General features: G+C 70.6%; 14 protein-coding genes and 1 pseudogene. 7 read left to right on the top strand and 8 right to left on the bottom strand.

All coding sequences use genetic code 11. The annotated features are described in order from the left end of the window. From AQI70_RS17510 to trhA, 4 genes and pseudogenes are all read right to left on the bottom strand, one after another. The gene (locus AQI70_RS17510; protein WP_062150567.1) at positions 1-726 is read right to left on the bottom strand and encodes a Mut7-C RNAse domain-containing protein; all 726 of its coding nucleotides are present in this window, start codon (positions 724-726) and stop codon (positions 1-3) included. A gap of 33 nt (positions 727-759) precedes the next feature. Next, positions 760-1,389, bottom strand: a complete 630-nt coding sequence (locus AQI70_RS17505; protein ID WP_208607387.1) for a TetR/AcrR family transcriptional regulator — start codon at positions 1,387-1,389, stop codon at positions 760-762. 5 nt (positions 1,390-1,394) lie between these two features. Continuing rightward, positions 1,395-2,680: pseudogene (locus tag AQI70_RS17500) on the bottom strand (MFS transporter). Positions 2,681-2,802: 122 nt separating this feature from the next. Next, a complete protein-coding gene (gene trhA, locus AQI70_RS17495) occupies positions 2,803-3,552 on the bottom strand; it encodes a PAQR family membrane homeostasis protein TrhA (protein WP_062150561.1) in 750 nt (249 codons plus the stop codon). 330 nt (positions 3,553-3,882) lie between these two features. Here trhA and AQI70_RS17490 point away from each other — a divergent pair, with 330 nt between their 5' ends. After that, positions 3,883-5,706, top strand: a complete 1,824-nt coding sequence (locus AQI70_RS17490; RefSeq protein WP_062150558.1) for a phosphoenolpyruvate carboxykinase (GTP) — start codon at positions 3,883-3,885, stop codon at positions 5,704-5,706. 397 nt (positions 5,707-6,103) lie between these two features. Here the strand turns inward: AQI70_RS17490 and AQI70_RS17485 are convergent, their stop codons facing one another. Both AQI70_RS17485 and AQI70_RS17480 read right to left on the bottom strand, forming a co-directional pair. Continuing rightward, a complete protein-coding gene (locus tag AQI70_RS17485; protein WP_062150555.1) occupies positions 6,104-6,526 on the bottom strand; it encodes an SCO4983 family protein in 423 nt (140 codons plus the stop codon). 103 nt (positions 6,527-6,629) lie between these two features. Continuing rightward, positions 6,630-7,841 carry a pyridoxal phosphate-dependent aminotransferase gene (locus tag AQI70_RS17480; RefSeq protein WP_062150552.1) on the bottom strand — a complete coding sequence of 404 codons (1,212 nt, stop codon included), beginning with the start codon at positions 7,839-7,841 and terminating at the stop codon, positions 6,630-6,632. 126 nt (positions 7,842-7,967) lie between these two features. Here AQI70_RS17480 and AQI70_RS17475 point away from each other — a divergent pair, with 126 nt between their 5' ends. Both AQI70_RS17475 and AQI70_RS17470 read left to right on the top strand, forming a co-directional pair. Next, the gene (locus tag AQI70_RS17475) at positions 7,968-8,864 is read left to right on the top strand and encodes a hypothetical protein (RefSeq protein ID WP_244181701.1); all 897 of its coding nucleotides are present in this window, start codon (positions 7,968-7,970) and stop codon (positions 8,862-8,864) included. Positions 8,865-9,113: 249 nt separating this feature from the next. Further along, the gene (locus tag AQI70_RS17470) at positions 9,114-10,043 is read left to right on the top strand and encodes a S1 family peptidase (protein ID WP_062150548.1); all 930 of its coding nucleotides are present in this window, start codon (positions 9,114-9,116) and stop codon (positions 10,041-10,043) included. A 4-nt stretch (positions 10,044-10,047) separates the two neighbouring features. On the opposite strand, the gene AQI70_RS17465 is transcribed toward AQI70_RS17470, so the two are convergent. Further along, complete coding sequence (locus AQI70_RS17465; protein WP_062150545.1) at positions 10,048-11,670, bottom strand: N-acyl-D-amino-acid deacylase family protein; 1,623 nt, start codon at positions 11,668-11,670, stop codon at positions 10,048-10,050. A gap of 11 nt (positions 11,671-11,681) precedes the next feature. Continuing rightward, positions 11,682-12,956, bottom strand: a complete 1,275-nt coding sequence (locus AQI70_RS17460) for an amino acid deaminase (RefSeq protein WP_062150542.1) — start codon at positions 12,954-12,956, stop codon at positions 11,682-11,684. Between the two features lie 135 nt (positions 12,957-13,091). On the opposite strand from AQI70_RS17460, the gene AQI70_RS17455 reads away from it, so the two are divergent. The 4 genes from AQI70_RS17455 (at position 13,092) to AQI70_RS17440 (ending at position 16,957) form a co-directional block, all read left to right on the top strand. After that, positions 13,092-14,207 (top strand): sugar kinase, encoded by a 1,116-nt coding sequence (locus tag AQI70_RS17455; protein WP_062150539.1) that lies wholly within the window; start codon positions 13,092-13,094, stop codon positions 14,205-14,207. Continuing rightward, the gene (locus AQI70_RS17450; protein WP_062150537.1) at positions 14,204-14,965 is read left to right on the top strand and encodes an IclR family transcriptional regulator; all 762 of its coding nucleotides are present in this window, start codon (positions 14,204-14,206) and stop codon (positions 14,963-14,965) included. Before AQI70_RS17455 ends, AQI70_RS17450 begins: the two co-directional genes overlap by 4 nt. Continuing rightward, complete coding sequence (locus AQI70_RS17445; protein ID WP_003998317.1) at positions 14,962-15,372, top strand: RidA family protein; 411 nt, start codon at positions 14,962-14,964, stop codon at positions 15,370-15,372. The genes AQI70_RS17450 and AQI70_RS17445 overlap by 4 nt, the downstream gene beginning before the upstream one ends. Before the next feature lie 106 nt (positions 15,373-15,478). Continuing rightward, positions 15,479-16,957: a GntP family permease gene (locus tag AQI70_RS17440; RefSeq protein ID WP_062150534.1), complete on the top strand. Its 1,479-nt coding sequence runs from the start codon at positions 15,479-15,481 to the stop codon at positions 16,955-16,957. The last annotated feature ends 34 nt before the right edge of the window (positions 16,958-16,991 follow it).

Below are 16,991 nucleotides of genomic sequence, written 5' to 3'. Positions count from 1 at the left end.
TCAGCTCGCGTAGTCGGCGAGGGCGCGCTCCACGATGGCCACCAGCTGCTCGTGGTGCGCGCCCTTCCAGTACGCCCGCCCGCACTCGGTGCACTGCGCGAAGACGTCGTACGTCCGCTGCGTCCCGCCCTCCAGCTGGTCGGCCACCTCCTCCTTGCTGGCCTCCTTGAGCAGCCCGTTGCAGGCCGTGCAGCGCGTCCAGGGACGCAGCTCGGGACGGAACCGGTCCAGGACGTCACGGAGCTGCTCGTCGGGCCGGGTGCTGTAGACGAACGCGCCGGCCCACAGCTCACGCCGGCGCAGCAGCCCCCGGTCCCGGCTCAGCATCACCCGCTGCTCGGCGGCCGAGCGGGCGGCGAGCGCCGGGTCGCCGATGTCCGTCGACTCGTACGCCGTGTCCACGCCGAGCAGGCGCAGGCGGCGGGCGAGGGTGCCGAGGTGGACGTCGAGGAGGAAGCGCAGGGGAGCGCCGGGCACCCGCTGGGGGCGCTCGACGGGCCGTACGGCCACGGACTCGCCCGCCGCCGGGACGTGCGACACGGGCACCTCACGGCCGTCCACCACCAGCGCGCCGACCTCGGTCAGCGGGACGCCGAGGGACTCCACGACATGGCCGAGGGTCGAGACGCCGTCGGTGGTGACGGCACTCGCGCCCTCGCGTCGTCCGTTCGGCAGGAACAGGCTCAGTTCGGGGCCGAATTCGACGTGGATCTCGGGTCCGTTCACCTGGTCAGGATGTCACGGCCGAGGGCTCCCGCCTCAGGTGTTTTTCGCGGGGAGGCCGTGCTCGATCACGTCGAGCGCGCGGTCGAGGAGGTCGCGGAGGTCGTCCTTGAAGTCGTTCTCGGCCCAATACAGGGAGATCTCCGCGAGGCCGCCGATGAGGGACATCGTGTAGACCCGGGCTTCCAGGCTGTCCCGTTCCCGGCCGGTGCGCTCGGCGACGGCCTCGGAGAGCATCCGGCCGGTGACCGACATGCTCTCCAGCATGCGGGAGCGCAGCGCGGGGACCTGGACCATGAGGTGCGACCGCAGCCGGGTGGCCTCGGGCTCCTGCTCCAGTCCGATGCTGACGGCCAGCCTCATGACGTGGCGCAGCGACTCCATCCACGGCTCGTCCGCCGGCCGCTTGCGCAGTTCCTCCAGCAGGATCGGGTCGTACTCGTCCGTGAGGACGATGTCCTCCTTGGTGGGGAAGTAGCGGAAGACCGTGGACGGCGACACCTCGGCGCGCTCGGCGATCTGCTCGACCGTGGTGGCGTCGTAGCCCTGTTCCTCGATCAGGGCGTAGGTCGCGGTGCGGATCGCCATCCGGGTCTTGATCTTCTTCCGCTCACGAAGTCCCAGCTGGGGGCCGTCGCCGAGGGGGAGGGGGCGTGCGGGTGTCATGGGGGTCATTGTCGGGCATCGGCCTGCGCGTCAGCCATGTCCGGGGGCGTGTGCACCAGCAGGGCGACACCCATGCCGTGGACGTACGCGCTGTCCGCGGAGGCCGCCAGCTCCGCCGAGCCCGTCCGCTCGGCGACGAGGTGCGCCGCGACCACGGACTCCCGGGCGGTGTCGGCGGCCCGCGCGGGCAGCCCGGTGACGTCGAGCCGGTCCCGGAAGGTGCCGGGGAGCAGGTCGCCAAGCAGGGCGATGCCGATCGCGCCGCCGACCTGGCGGAGCGTCATCAGGAGCCCTCCGCCTCCCCCACTGCCTCAGGGGCGTGAGGGCACCCCCGGCCGGCGCGGTCGCGGGGCAGGGTGCCCAGGGCGTTGTTCATCGCCGGGATGAGCGCGAAGCCGAAGCCGAGACCGGTGAGGGAGAGTCACAGCGCGGTGAAGCCGTAGCCCGAGTCGACCGTCGTACGGCTGCCGAGGAGCCCGGCGAAGGCCAGCACCACCAGGCCCGCGCTCACCGTGGCCCGCGCACCGAAGCGGACGACGACCGGCGGGGCCGTCCGCGAGGCGACCAGGAGACCGCCCATCATCGGCAGCAGCCCGACGCCGGTGCCGAGGGCGTCGTGGCCGAGGACGGCCTGGAGGTAGGGCGGCAGCACGAACAGCAGGCCGGACAGCACGAACATCACCAGGGTCGCGGCGACGGTGTTGAACAGGAAGCCGCGGTGGGCGAGCAGCGTCATGTCGAGCATGGGCCGCTCGACGCGCCGTTCGCGCAGCACCAGGGCGGCGATCAGGACGACGGAGGCGCCGAGCATGCCGAGCACCAGCGCATCGCCCCAGCGGCGCGTGGGCGCCTCGATGATCGCGTAGACCAGCGCGCCGAGGCCGGTCGCGGTGAGCGCGGTGGAGACGGTGTCGACCTTGGGGGAGGCGGGGTCCTTGGTCTCCGGGAGCAGGAAGACGCAGGCGGCGATGCCGAGCGCGGCCATCGGGACGTTGACCAGGAAGAGCGCCGAGGCGGCGGCGATGATGCCGACGGCCTTCGTGCGCTCGTCGGGGGCGAACAGCGAGGGCAGGACGGAGAGGGCGAGCGGGGTCACCAGCGCCGCTCCGACGCCCATCACCGCCCGCGCGGCGATCACCGCGTCGACGTTCCCGGCCAGCGCGCCGACCAGCGAGCCGGCGAGGAAGATCCCGAGCCCGGTGATCAGCATCCGCTGCCGCCCGAAGCGGCTGCCGAGCAGTCCGGCGGGCAGCATCAGCGCGGCGAAGACGACGATGTACGCGTCCGCCATCCTCCCCCAGTGCTAAACGGCCCGAAATGAGAGTAGCTCTCAAAATATAGAGACTGTCAATCGATTCCGGCATGCAAAAAGGCCACGGCTGGGAGCCGTGGCCCTTCGGAGTGGTGTGCGGGCTACGCGTGCTGGTATGCCACCAGCGAGATCCCCACGTAGTGCACGACGAACGCGGCCAGCGTGAAGGAGTGGAACACCTCGTGGAAGCCGAACCAGCGCGGTGACGGGTTCGGCCGCTTGATGCCGTAGATCACGCCACCCGCGCTGTAGAGGACACCGCCCACGATCACCAGGACCAGCACCGCGATGCCGCCGGTGCGCATGAAGTCCGGCAGGAAGAAGACGGCCGCCCAGCCCATCGCGATGTAGCAGGGGGTGTAGAGCCAGCGCGGGGCGCCCACCCAGAAGACCCGGAAGATTATTCCGGCCAGCGCGGCCGCCCAGATGCCCCACAGCAGCCACTGGCCCTTGCTGTCCGGCAGGAGCAGCATCGTCAGCGGGGTGTAGGTGCCCGCGATGATCAGGAAGATGTTGGCGTGATCCAGCCGGCGCAGGATGCCGTCCATGCGGGGGCTCCAGTTGCCCCGGTGGTACAGGGCGCTGACGCCGAACAGCAGGCAGGCCGTGAGGGCATAGATCCCGCAGGCGATACGGCCCCGGGTCGAGTCCGCGAGGGCGGTGAGCACCAGCCCCGCGACCAGGACGGCCGGGAACATGCCCAGGTGCAGCCAGCCGCGGAGCTTGGGCTTGATCGGCTCGGTGATGTGCTGGGTGACCTGCTGCTTGATCTGGTGTGGCAGGGAGGGCGCGGCGGGACCGCGGCCGGCGGCCGGCGAGTCCGTGGGCGCGTCGGGGGCAGGCGCAGTCATGCGGGAAATCGTACCTACGGAGTCGTAAGTCGTGTATCAGCGCGGTCATATGGGCGCCTGGAAGTGGCCATCGTCTCACGGGGTACTCGGTGGGGGCGCACCCGGGGTGAATCCGTGGTGACGCATCGAAAACATCGGCATGAGTGGCGATGCTCACGCCGCTCACCTGTGACGCCCTCTGGACATATGCGCAGACGCGTCGGATGATCAAATGAGTGCGGTCGGCACCGGATGAGCGCGGAAGATCAGTCCGCGAAGCATCCGGGTCGCGGCCCCCACGGGGCATACAAGGGCATATTAAGGACAAAAATCCCTCACTTAGGAGCAACCGTGGCGCGCGACATCGCGGCTCCCCCCGTCGTCCCCACCAACCACCGCGAACTGGTCTCGTGGGTGAACGAGATCGCCGAACTGACGCAGCCGGACAGCGTGGTCTGGTGTGACGGATCCGAGGCCGAGTACGAGCGTCTGTGCGAGGAGCTCGTCGCGAAGGGCACCTTCAAGAAGCTCGACCCGATCAAGCGCCCCAACTCGTACTACGCCGCCTCCGACCCGACCGACGTCGCGCGCGTCGAGGACCGGACCTTCATCTGCTCCGAGAAGGAGGAGGACGCGGGCCCGACGAACCACTGGATGGACCCCGCCGAGATGCGCGAGGTCTTCTCCGGCGAGAAGGGCGTCTTCCGCGGCTCGATGCGCGGCCGGACCATGTACGTCGTGCCGTTCTGCATGGGCCCGCTCGGCTCGAAACTCTCCGCCATCGGCGTGGAGATCACCGACTCGGCGTACGTCGCCGTCTCCATGCGCACGATGACCCGGATGGGCCAGGCCGTCCTCGACGAGCTCGGTGAGGACGGCTTCTTCGTGAAGGCCGTGCACTCCGTCGGCGCCCCGCTGGAGGAGGGCCAGGAGGACGTCCCCTGGCCCTGCAACCCGACCAAGTACATCTCCCACTTCCCGGAGAGCCGCGAGATCTGGTCCTACGGCTCCGGCTACGGCGGCAACGCCCTGCTCGGCAAGAAGTGCTACGCCCTGCGCATCGCCTCCGTCATGGCCCGCGACGAGGGCTGGCTCGCCGAGCACATGCTGATCCTCAAACTCACCCCGCCGCAGGGCGAGTCCAAGTACGTCGCCGCCGCCTTCCCGTCGGCCTGCGGCAAGACCAACCTCGCCATGCTGGAGCCCACGATCTCCGGCTGGACGGTCGAGACGATCGGCGACGACATCGCCTGGATGCGCTTCGGCGAGGACGGCCGCCTGTACGCCATCAACCCCGAGGCCGGCTTCTTCGGCGTCGCGCCCGGCACCGGTGAGCACACCAACGCCAACGCGATGAAGACCCTGTGGGGCAACTCCGTCTTCACCAACGTGGCGCTGACGGACGACAACGACATCTGGTGGGAGGGCATGACGGAGGAGACCCCGGCCCACCTCACCGACTGGAAGGGCAACGACTGGACGCCGGACTCCGAGACCCCGGCCGCCCACCCCAACGCCCGCTTCACCGTGCCCGCCTCCCAGTGCCCGATCATCGCGCCGGAGTGGGAGGACCCCAAGGGCGTGCCGATCTCGGCGATCCTCTTCGGTGGCCGCCGCGCCACCGCCGTACCGCTGGTGACGGAGTCCTTCGACTGGAACCACGGCGTCTTCCTCGGCGCCAACGTGGCCAGCGAGAAGACCGCCGCCGCCGAGGGCAAGGTCGGCGAACTGCGCCGCGACCCCTTCGCCATGCTCCCCTTCTGCGGCTACAACATGGGCGACTACATGGCCCACTGGGTCGACGTGGCCAAGGGCAAGGACCAGTCCAAGCTGCCGAAGATCTACTACGTCAACTGGTTCCGCAAGAACGACGAGGGCAAGTTCGTCTGGCCCGGCTTCGGCGAGAACAGCCGCGTCCTGAAGTGGATCGTCGAGCGCCTGGAGGGCAAGGCGGAGGGCGTCGAGACCCCCATCGGCATCCTGCCGACCAAGGAGGCCCTGGACGCCGACGGCCTCGAACTGTCGGACTCCGACCTGGACTTCCTCCTCACCGTCGACAAGGAGGTCTGGCGCGAGGAGGCCGCGCTGATCCCCGAGCACCTGAACACCTTCGGCGACCACACGCCGAAGGAGCTGTGGGACGAGTACCACGCCCTGGTGCAGCGGCTGGGCTGAGTCCCGCCCGACACAGGCTCCGCGGCCGGTCCGGATGTGCCCTGACCAGTGATCGTCACGGCCGGCCGCGGTGTGGAGCGGCGAAGCCGCGTACAACGGCGTGCGTGGCTCTGGGCCTGTCGCCGTGATCCCCGTCCGCCCCGACGGGACGACCACGGCGACAGGCCTTCGCCTGTGCGCGCCCAGCAACCCGGTGAGTTCGCGCAGCCGCGCGGCGGCCGTCACCGACAGCTCGACGTCCGCCAGGCAGCCGCGTGGGCGCGACCAGTCACATGGAAGCCGCAGCCGCCGTACGCGAAACTCCTACGGCGATGAACGGCCCAAGCCAACGCAGTGCTGTGGCACCCGGTCCGCGCGTCGCTGCGGGTGCACGCGGACCGGGGCCGTTCTGGGGGTGTCAGCCGACGCCGGTCAGTTCCTGCGGCTCGGCCAGCGCAGCGCTGTGCGCATCCATGCGCTCGGCGGCGAGGATCGCGGCGGCGGTGTCCGCCCGGGACGCCGCGACGACCAGGGCCCGCCCGGCCAGGGTGTGCGCCCGGCGATGCAGCGCCGGGGGCTTCGGCTCGCCGCCGGAGGCCACGGCGCGGGCCGGCGTACGCGCTCCCCGCAGCCTGGCCACCTGCCCGGCGAGCCGTTCGGCGGCCGAGTCGAGGTCGGCGGACGGCTCCAGCGCGCGCAGCTCGTCCGTGACGGCGAGCAGCGCCGCGAGGTGACCCGCGAGCTGGATGTCCAGCTCCTCCTCGCGCGAGCGATGGGGGAAGTCGGAGTGGGTGCCGGCCATCGTGCTGTGGACCGACTTGGTGCGGATCGGTTCGTACATGGGGATGGCCTCCTGTGCTCTGACAGGAAGCCATCCTAGCTTAGATTTCGTCTAAAGTTGAGCCGTTCGCAATAGAGGACCGCTTGTACACACAGCGTGAGGGTCAGGGCTGGCTGTAACCGTCGAGGAACCGCCCGATCCGCCCCACCGCGTCCCGCAGATCCGTGGCCGTCGGGAGCGTCACCACGCGGAAGTGGTCCGACTCGGGCCAGTTGAAGCCGGAGCCCTGGACGACCATGATCTTCTCGCGTCGCAGCAGGTCCAGGACCATCTGCCGGTCGTCCTTGATCTTGAAGACCTTGGGGTCGAGGCGCGGGAAGAGATACAGCGCCCCCTTCGGCCGTACGCACGTCACGCCGGGAATCTGCGTCAGCAGCTCGTACGCGACATCCATCTGCTCCTTCAGCCGCCCCCCGGGCAGCACCAGGTCGTTGATGGACTGCCGCCCGCTGAGGGCGGCCACGACTCCGTGCTGACCGGGCATGTTCGCGCACAGCCGCATGTTCGCGAGGATGGTGAGGCCCTCGATGTAGGAGTCGGCGTGGGCGCGGGGGCCCGAGATCGACATCCATCCCACCCGGTACCCGGCGACCCGGTAGGCCTTGGACATGCCGTTGAAGGTGAGGGTGAGCAGGTCGGGCGCGACGGCGGCGGTCGGGGTGTGCGTGGCGCCGTCGTAGAGGATCTTGTCGTAGATCTCGTCCGAGCAGACCAGCAGATTGTGCCGCCGGGCGATGTCGGTGAGCCCGCGGAGCATGGCCTCGTCGTACACGGCCCCCGTCGGATTGTTGGGGTTGATGATGACGATGGCCTTGGTGCGATCGGTGACCTTGCGCTCGATGTCGGCGAGGTCGGGCATCCAGTCGGCCTGCTCGTCGCACCGGTAGTGCACGGCGGTGCCGCCGGACAGGGACACGGCGGCGGTCCACAGGGGGTAGTCGGGCGCGGGTACGAGGACCTCGTCCCCGTCGTCCAGCAGTCCCTGCATCGCCATGACGATCAGCTCGGAGACGCCGTTGCCGATGAAGACGTGCTCGACGTCGGTCTCGATGCCGAGGGTCTGGTTGTGCATGACGACGGCCCGGCGCGCGGCGAGCAGCCCCTTCGCGTCGCCGTACCCATGGGCCGACGACACATTGCGGAGGATGTCCTCCAGGATCTCGGGCGGGCACTCGAAGCCGAACGCGGCCGGATTTCCGGTGTTCAGCTTGAGGATCCGATGCCCCGCCGACTCGAGCCGCATCGCCTCCTCGAGCACCGGGCCCCGGATCTCGTAACAGACGTTGGCGAGCTTGGTCGACTGGATCACCTGCATGTCAAGGAGCTTAGGGCCCGGTAACGCACCTTGGGCCGTGTTTTCCGCCACGTGAGACGCGGGGGTTTGGGGTGATATCGCCGACGGCTGCCCCAGGAGCCTCTCCCGTCCCTACAATGCGCGCTCATGTCCAGGCCGCCTGAGCAGGAAAACGGCACTTACGGCGCAGACGGTGCGAACGGGGTGCGGGGTGTAAACGACGTCCACGGCGGAAACCGGCCGACCGGCGGGGCCGGCCTGCCGCCGAACGTGTACCACCCGCAGCCGACGGCGCCCCCTGCGTACGAGGGGTACGCGGACCCGGCGAGCGCGCACGGCTGGCAGAACGCGTACGACGAGACGGTGCAGCTGCCGCCGGTGGCGGACGCGGGCCCTGGGGCGGCCGACGGGGCGGCCTACGGCGGGGGTGGCGGGGCGAGCGCGACTGACGGCTACGGCTACGGCGCGGGCTCGGCTGGCGGCTACGACTACAGCTACAGCTACGGCGCGGACGACGACTACGGCTTCGGTGAGGAACGCGGTCGGCGGGCCGGCGGTGCCGGCCGGGGTTCGCGGCGCAAGCCCACCGCTTGGCGCCGAGGTCGTGTGGCGATGGTGGCCGGGGCGGTGGGGGCGGTGTCGGTGGCGGCGCTGATAGCCGGCTTCTCCCTCTCCGGCTCGTCGTCGGCGGGTGACCCGCAGAGCGAGCAGGACCGCACGAGCTCGACGGCGGAGGACTCGGCGACCGACTTCCCGGGAGGCGGCCCGGCCACGTCCCGCTCGCCGGAGCCGTCCCGCACGGAGACTCCGGACGCCACGGGGAGCCCCTCCGCGTCCGCCACCCCCACGGAGGGCGGCGCGGACGACAGACCCACGTCGACCCCCTCCACCACGAGCGCGGCCCCCTCCGTCACGAGCGTGGCCCCCTCCACCGCGAACGCGACCCCTTCGGCACCGACCACCACGGCGAGCGCGACGGCACCGGGCGGCGACGGCGACGACAAGCCGGGGCGAGGGCAGGGGAACACAAAGGGCCCCAGGTAGCCGGAGCCTGAATGCCCGAGGTGGTCGGAGCCTGAATGCCCGGCTGTGGTGATCTCATCGCCCTCTCGTGAACGTCCTGCGCCGCCACCCCGGCATCTCGATTCCCCGTGATAGGGAAACCCCTACGGCCCGAACTCGCCGGTAAGCAAGTCCTTGTCCCCACCCCCCTCTTGCGTGACAATGCGCATGACAAAAGTGCGGGTGACCGGAGATTCTTCGGTCACCTTCTTCGTATGAGGGGACCCCCACATGAGAAAACCTCTCGGCGCCGCCCTCCTCGCCCTGGCGATAGCCGGGGCCGGCGCCGCACCCGCGGTCGCGGCTCCTGTGGACACGGCCGGCTCGTTCGGCAAGAGCGTGGACGCGGACACGGCCCTGTCCACCGTCAGGGACGCCGTCACGTCCACCACAGAGAGCCTCAATCGCGCCCTGAACCCCTCGGTTCAGGCCGTGAACTTCGCGGGTACCGTCTCGCTCAGCAACTGCTCCGGCTCCGTCGTCCGCTTCCCGGACTCGGAGGACAACGACCCGGCGCTGGTGATGTCCAACGGCCACTGTCTGGAGACCGGCATGCCGGGGCCCGGTGAGGTCGTCGTCGACCGTGCCTCCAGCCGGACCTTCGGGCTCCTCAACGCGTCCGGTTCCCGGATCGGCACGCTGCGCGCCAACAAGATCGCCTACGGGACGATGACCGACACGGACGTGGCGATCTATCAGCTCACCACGACCTACGCCGAGATCAAGAGCAGGTACGGCATCAGCGCCCTCACCATGGCCGACACCCACCCGGCCGCCGGCACCGCCATCACCGTCGCCTCCGGCTACTGGAAGCGGCTGTACAACTGCAACATCGACGGGTTCGCGTACCGCCTCAAGGAAGGCGACTGGACCTTCAAGGACTCCGTCCGCTACACCTCCGCCTGCAACACCATCGGCGGCACCTCCGGCTCCCCCGTCATCGACCAGGCCACGAACCAGGTCGTCGCCGTCAACAACACCGGCAACGAGGACGGCCAGCGCTGCACGGTCAACAACCCGTGCGAGGTCGACGAGAGCGGCAACGTCACCGTCCGCCAGGGCATCAACTACGCCCAGCAGACCTACCAGATCCCCGCCTGCTTCGGCGTCGACAGCAAGCTCGACCTGAGCGCGAGCGGCTGCGTGCTGCCCAAGCCGTAACCGGCTAGGGGGTTCTGCGGATCGCCCGTCCCGCCAGCACGTCCGTCCGGTGGCCGTCCTCGATCACGAAACGGCCGTCGATCAGGACGTGCGGGATGCCCGTCGGTAGCGTGCGCGGCTCCTCGAACGTGGAGCCCGCCGCTACCGTCTCGGGGTCGAACAGCACCAGGTCCGCCCGATGGCCCTCACGGACCAGCCCCCGGTCAGGCAGCCGCAGCCGCGCCGCCGGGCGCGAGGTCAGATGGGCCACGCACTCCTCCAGGGACAGCACTCCCAACTCCCGCACGTACCGGCCGAGGTAGTGCGGAAACGTGCCGTACGCCCTCGGGTGCGGCTTCTCGCCCCGCAGGATGCCGTCCGAACCGCCCGTGTGGACGCGGTGCCGCATGATCGCCTGCACGTTCTCCTCGTGGCCGACGTGCTGGAGGATCGTCGAACCGAGCCGGTCCCGCAGGAGCAGGCGCCGAGCGGTCACCCAAGGGGCCTCGCCGCGTGCGTCCGCCGACTGCTGGACCGTACGGCCCACGAAATCCGCCAGAGAAGCGTCGCTCACGCCCGAGATCTCGATCGTGTCCCACTCGACCGGCACGCCGTGGCAGCCGTCCGCGCCGATGACCTCCATGTGGTGGCGGATGCGTTCGGCCGTCCCGTCGTCCGACAGCCGGGCCAGGACCGCCTCGGGGCCGCCCTCGCTCGCCCAACTCGGCAGCAGGGCCACGAGAGTGGTGCAGCCGGGGATGTAGGGATAGGTGTCGAGGGTGATGTCGGCACCCGACTCCAGCGCCTTGTCCAGGAGTGCCAGCAGCTCCGGTGCCCTGCCCTTGTTCACGCCGAAGTTCATGGTGGCGTGGGCCAGGTGGAGGGGGCAGCCCGCCTCCCTCGTCAGGGCCACCATCTCCTCGTACGCCTCCAGGGCCCCGGCCCCGTACGAGCGGTGGTGCGGGCAGTAGTAGCCGCCGTACGACGCCACCACCCGGCACAGCTCCGTCAGTTCCGCGTCCTCGGCGTACATGCCGGGCGTGTACGTCAGCCCGGACGACATGCCGACCGCGCCCTGCGCCATGCCCTCCGCGACCAACCGCCGCATCCGCTCCAGCTCGTCCGGCGTCGCCGCCCGGTCCTCCCAGCCGACGACGAGCGCGCGGACCGTCCCCTGCGGGATGAGGTAGGCCGCGTTCACGGCGATGCCCCGGCCTTCGAAACCGGCGTCGAGGCGGTCCAGGTACTCGCCCACCGTGCGCCAGTCGAAGTCGATGTCGTCACCGGAGCCGTTCCAGCCGGTGATCGCGCGGCGGACCTCCGCCAGGGTGCGGTCGTCGACGGGGGCGTACGACAGGCCGTCCTGGCCGATGACCTCCAGCGTCACGCCCTGCGCCGCCTTCGCGCTGTGGTCGGGGTCGCGCAGCAGCGCCAGGTCGCTGTGGGCGTGCATGTCGATGAAGCCGGGGGCCAGGACGAGGCCCTCCGCGTCCAGCTCCCGGCGCGCCTTGGGGCGTTGGCAGCCCGCCGCGGCGGCCTCCTTGACGATCGACACGATCCTGCCGCCAGCCACGACGACATCGGCGCGGTACGAGGGCTCACCGCTGCCGTCCACGACCTCCGCGTCCCGAATGACCAGGTCCTCCACGGCCGTACCTCCTAGAAGAACGTGCGGATGTAGTCGACGACCGTCCCGTCCGCCTCCGCGACCGGAATCAGCTGCCACTTGTCGAACGACGTGCACGGGTGGGACAGGCCCATGCCGAGCCAGTCCCCGACCTCCAGGTCCGCCTCCTCCGTCGTACGCAGCCAGGCGTGCTGGTCCGACAGGGCGGTCACCGAGATGCCGGTCGCCGGGCGTTCCGCACCGCCCTCCCGGCGGACCACCTGGGCGAACGGCAGGTCGAGGTCGTACGCCGCGTCCCGCTTGCCCGCGTTGACGAAGGCCTGGTCGGGGCAGGGCCGGGAGACCACCTGGGCCCAGAGGCGGAAGGCGGGTTCGAGGGCGCCCTCCTGCGGGACCCGGTTGAAGGGGGTCAGCTTGCGGTAGTGGCCGTCGTCGTGCGAGACGTACGCCCCCGAGCGCAGCAACTTCAGCACCGGCAGGGAGAGTTCGGGGATCTCGGCGAACACGTCCGCCACCGCGTCGAACCACGCGCTGCCGCCCGCGCTGACGACGATCTCCTCCAGCCCCGCGAAACGCCCCGCCTTGTCGAGGTCGACGGCGAGCGAGACCAGTCGGCGCAGCCATGCGTGCACCCGCTCGGAGTCGGCCTGCGGGACCTCGCCCTCGTACCCCGCGACCCCGACGAGCCGCAGCGTCGGCACGGCCGCCACCGCGTCCGCGACCGCCGCGCACTCCGCCTCCGTACGAACGCCGGTGCGGGCGCCTTCGCCGGCCGCCAGCTCGATCACGACGTCCAGCGGACGGACGGCCCCGGCGCTCCGCAGGGCCGCGTCCATGAGCTCCACGCCGCGCACGGAGTCGACGTAGCAGAGGAGACGGAAGGCGGGGTCGGCGGCCAGCTCGCCGGCGATCCAGCGCAGGGCAGCCGGATCCACCAGCTCGTTGGCGAGGAAGACCCGCTGGATGCCGTACGCGCGCGCCACCCGCACCTGGTGCGGGACCGCGAGCGTGATGCCCCAGGCGCCGTGTTCGATCTGCCGCCAGAACAGCTGGGGTGCCATGGAGGTCTTGCCGTGCGGGGCGAAGGCGAGGCCGTGCCGGACGGCGTAGGCCTCCATGAGGTCGAGGTTGTGCTCCAGGCGCTCGGCGGAGAGGGCCAGGACCGGGGTGGCGAAGCCGTCGGTGAAGAGGTTGCGGCGCTGGGCGGCCAGCTCGGCCACGGTCAGGCCGTCGGCGTCCGGGGGGAGGCCCTTGAAGCGGTGGTCGACACGTTCCTCGGCCAGGCGGGCGAGCGCCTCGTTGCTCATGGAACCTCCCTGATCTCGGTCGTTGCATGTCATGCAACGTCCATTGCGTATATCGCTTACGGCTGTCTAACATCTCGGCCAATCGCGGGTCAACGGAGCCGCGTTCCGCGAAACCGCCGAGGAGTTACGACGATCGTGACCATCACCGGACCCCGCAATGCCCCCGACGTCGTGGACGTCGTCGCGCTCGGCGAGTCCATGGTCACGTTCCTGCCGTCGCGACCGGGGCGCCTCGCCGATGTGCCGTCGTTCGAGCGGGGGATCGGGGGCGCGGAGTCCAATGTCGTGTGCGGGCTCGCCGCCGCGGGGCACGCGGTGCGGTGGGTGAGCCGGGTCGGGGCGGACGGGTTCGGGGATCACCTGGTCGGGGCGATCGGTTCCTGCGGCGTCGACGTGGCTTCCGTACGGCGGGATCCGGCGCGGCCGACGGGGGTGTACTTCCGCACGGCCGGCGACCGGGGGACGGACGCGCACGAGGTCGCCTACTACCGGGCGGGGTCGGCGGCGTCGGCGATGTCGGTGGCGAACGTGGACCTGACGGTGGTGCGGGCGGGGCGGGTGCTGCATCTGTCGGGGATCACGGCCGCCCTGTCACCGGAATGCCGGGGGCTGATGCGGGAGCTCGTCGCGCGCCGGCCGGGCGGTCCGCTCGTCTCCTTCGACGTCAACCACCGGCCCGGTCTGTGGCGGGACACCGACGGCCCGCAAGTGCTGCTGGAACTGGCGCGCCACTGCGACCTGGTCTTCGTGGGCACCGACGAGGCCGAGGCGGCCTGGGGGGTCACCGGGGGGCCGGAGGCGGTCCGTGCGTGGTTGCCGGAGCCGAGGGTGCTGGTGGTGAAGGACGGCGCGAAGGGAGCGACGGTCTACCAGCGGGGGAAGGGCGAGCCGTGTCGTCCGGCTGCGGGTGGTGGTGGGCCGGTCGCTCTCCCTGGGCCGGCGTCGCCGTCCGTCACCTTCGTGCCGGCGCCGAGCGTGACCGTCGTGGCCTCGACGGGCGCCGGTGACGCCTTCGCCGCCGGCTTCCTCTCCGCCACCCTCCGCGGGCTCCCCGCCCGCGACCGCCTCCGTCACGCCCACCTCTTCGCCGCCGCCACCCTCACCGCCCCCGGCGACCTCGCCCCGCCCCCCGCCCGCGGCCACGCCGACCGTCTGGCCGCCCTCGACGAGGCCGCGTGGGGGAGACTTCGACTCGGCCCCGGCTGGACGCAGGCCGCAGGAAGGGCCGACGAGGAGGTACGTACGCCATGAGCCAGACCGTCGACCGGGCGCTCAGCATCCTGCCGCTGCTCGCCGAGGGGCCCGCCGACCTCGGGCAGGTCGCCGACCGCCTCGGCGTCCACAAGTCCACGGCCCTGCGCCTCCTGCGCACCCTGCACGAGCACGGCATGGTCTACCGCCAGTCCGACCAGCGCTACCGCCTCGGCGCCCGCCTCATCGCCCTCGCCCAGGAGGCGATGGAGAACCTCGACATCCGCGAGATCGCCCACCCCCACCTCGTACGCCTCAACGAACAGTGCGGGCACACCGTGCACCTCGCCGTGTACGAGGAGGACGAGGTGCTGTACATCGACAAGGTGGAGAGCCGGTACCCGGTGCGGATGTACTCGCGGATCGGCAAGCCGGTCGCCATCACCGTCGCCGCCGTCGCGAAGCTGCTGCTCGCCGATCTGCCCGAGCACGAGCGCCGCGCGCTGGCGGACAAGCTCGACTATCCCCTGTACACGGCCCGTTCCACCCCCAACGCCCCGGCCTTCCTGCGGGAGTTGGAGAAGGTGCGCGAACAGGGCTGGGCCACCGACCTCGGTGGCCACGAGGAGTCCATCAACTGCGTCGCCGCGCCGATCCGCGGTGCCGACGGGCGGGTCGTCGCCGCGATGTCGGTCTCCGCGCCGAACGTCGTCGTCACCGCCGACGAACTCCTCAGTCTGCTCCCGCTGGTGCGCCGCACCGCCGACGACATCAGCGGCGAGTACTCCGGCAGAACCTCAGCGAAAGGCACCGTATGACCGAGAAGATCGCGCTCACCCCGAAGACCCACACGGCCCCTCCGGCGAAGTTCTCCCACGGTGTGAAGAAGGGGAACATCCTCCAGGTCGCGGGGCAGGTCGGCTTCCTCCCCGCGGTCGAGGGGCAGCCCCCGACGCCCGCCGGACCGACCCTGCGTGAGCAGACCCTCCAGACCCTCGCCAACGTCAAGGCGATCCTTGAGGAGGGCGGCGCCTCCTGGGAGGACGTCATGATGATCCGCGTCTATCTGACCGACGTCGCCCACTTCGCCGAGATGAACGAGATCTACAACGCCTACTTCGAGGCGCAGGGCCTGACCCAGCCGCCCGCCGCACGGACGACGGTCTACGTCGGTCTGCCCGCGGGCCTCCTCATCGAGATCGACGCGCTCGCCGTACTGGGCTGATCTCCTCTCGACTCCCGCACACCGTCAACGGTTCGGCGCCCGCCGGGGCGCCGTGCCGCGATCCCCCCTGCCCGAAAGCTCGATGTACTTACCCAGAGGACCCCCGATGCCCCATCCGCTCGCCGCGGCCGCCGCCCCCGAGACCCCACCCCACACCGGCGGCCTGCTCCTCCTGATCGACGGTACGGCCGGACTGCTGACCGTCGCCGCCATCGGCATCGCACTGCTCCTGTTCCTGATCATCAAGGCCCGCCTCCAGCCCTTCGTGGCCCTCCTCGCGGTCTCCACAGCCGTCGGCCTGATGGCCGGCCTCTCGGTCACCGAGCTCTTCGGCACGGTCCAGCGAAGCGACGCCGTGTCGACCATCGAGTCCGGCATGGGCGGCATCCTCGGTCATGTCGCGATCATCATCGGCCTGGGCACCATGCTCGGCGCGATCCTCGAAGTCAGCGGCGGGGCGGAGGTGCTGGCGTCGCGGCTGCTGAACCTCTTCGGCGAGCGGCGCGCCCCGCTCGCCATGGGCCTGACCGGCCTGATCTTCGGCATACCGGTCTTCTTCGACGTCGGCATCTTCGTCCTCGCGCCGATCGTGTACGCCGCCGCCAAGCGCTCGGGGAAGTCCATCCTCCTGTACTGCCTGCCCCTGCTCGCGGGCCTGTCGATGACCCATGCCTTCCTGCCCCCGCACCCGGGCCCGGTGGCGGCGGCCGGCCTGCTCCACGTGGACCTGGGCTGGGTCATCCTCATGGGCGTCGTCTGCGGCATCCCGGCGGTGCTGGCCGCGTGGGCGTTCTCGGCGTGGATCGGCCGCCGTGTCTTCGTGGCGGTCCCGCAGGACATGGTCGAGGCGGCGGCCGAGGCGAAGCTGGCCGTGGCCGAGGAGCAGCGCGGCGCCGGGGTCGAACCCCAGGAGAAGCCCGTTCCCCTCGGCACGGTCCTCGGCATCATCGGTACGCCGCTGGTGCTGATCCTCGCCGCCACCTTCTCCTCGATCGCCCTGGACCCCTCCACCACCCGCTCGGTGATCGAGTTCTTCGGCCACCCGTTCGTCGCCCTGACGATCGCCCTGCTCCTGGCGTACTACCTGCTGGGCATCCGGCGAGGCTGGTCCCGCAAGTCCCTGGAGACGGTGTCGACTTCCTCGCTCAAGCCCGTCGGCAACATCCTCCTGGTCGTCGGCGCGGGCGGTGTCTTCGGTGCCGTCCTCAAGGCCAGCGGCGTCGCCCAGGCCCTCTCCGACACCTTCAACGACGTCGGCCTGCCCGTGATCGTCCTCTCCTACCTGATCTCCGTGGTCCTCCGCGTCGCCCAGGGCTCGGCGACGGTGGCCATCGTCACGACAGCCGGCATCGTCGCCCCGCTCCTCGCCGCGGGCGACCACTCCCAGGCGTTCATCGCCCTGGTCATCATGGCCATTTCGGCAGGCTCGATCTTCGCCTCGCACGTCAACGACGGAGGCTTCTGGATCGTCGCCAAGTACTTCGGGATCAGCGAGCGGGACACGTTGAAGACGTGGACCGTGCTGGAAAGCGTCCTGTCGGTGGCCGGGTTCGCGGTGGCCGCGGTGTTGAGCGTGATCGTGTAACGATGCGGGGGCTGGTTGTGCGGGACACAGGGTT

This window comes from Streptomyces curacoi, from assembly GCF_001513975.1.
Lineage (GTDB): Bacteria > Actinomycetota > Actinomycetes > Streptomycetales > Streptomycetaceae > Streptomyces > Streptomyces curacoi.
This window is presented reverse-complemented; position numbering and strand designations above follow the sequence as displayed.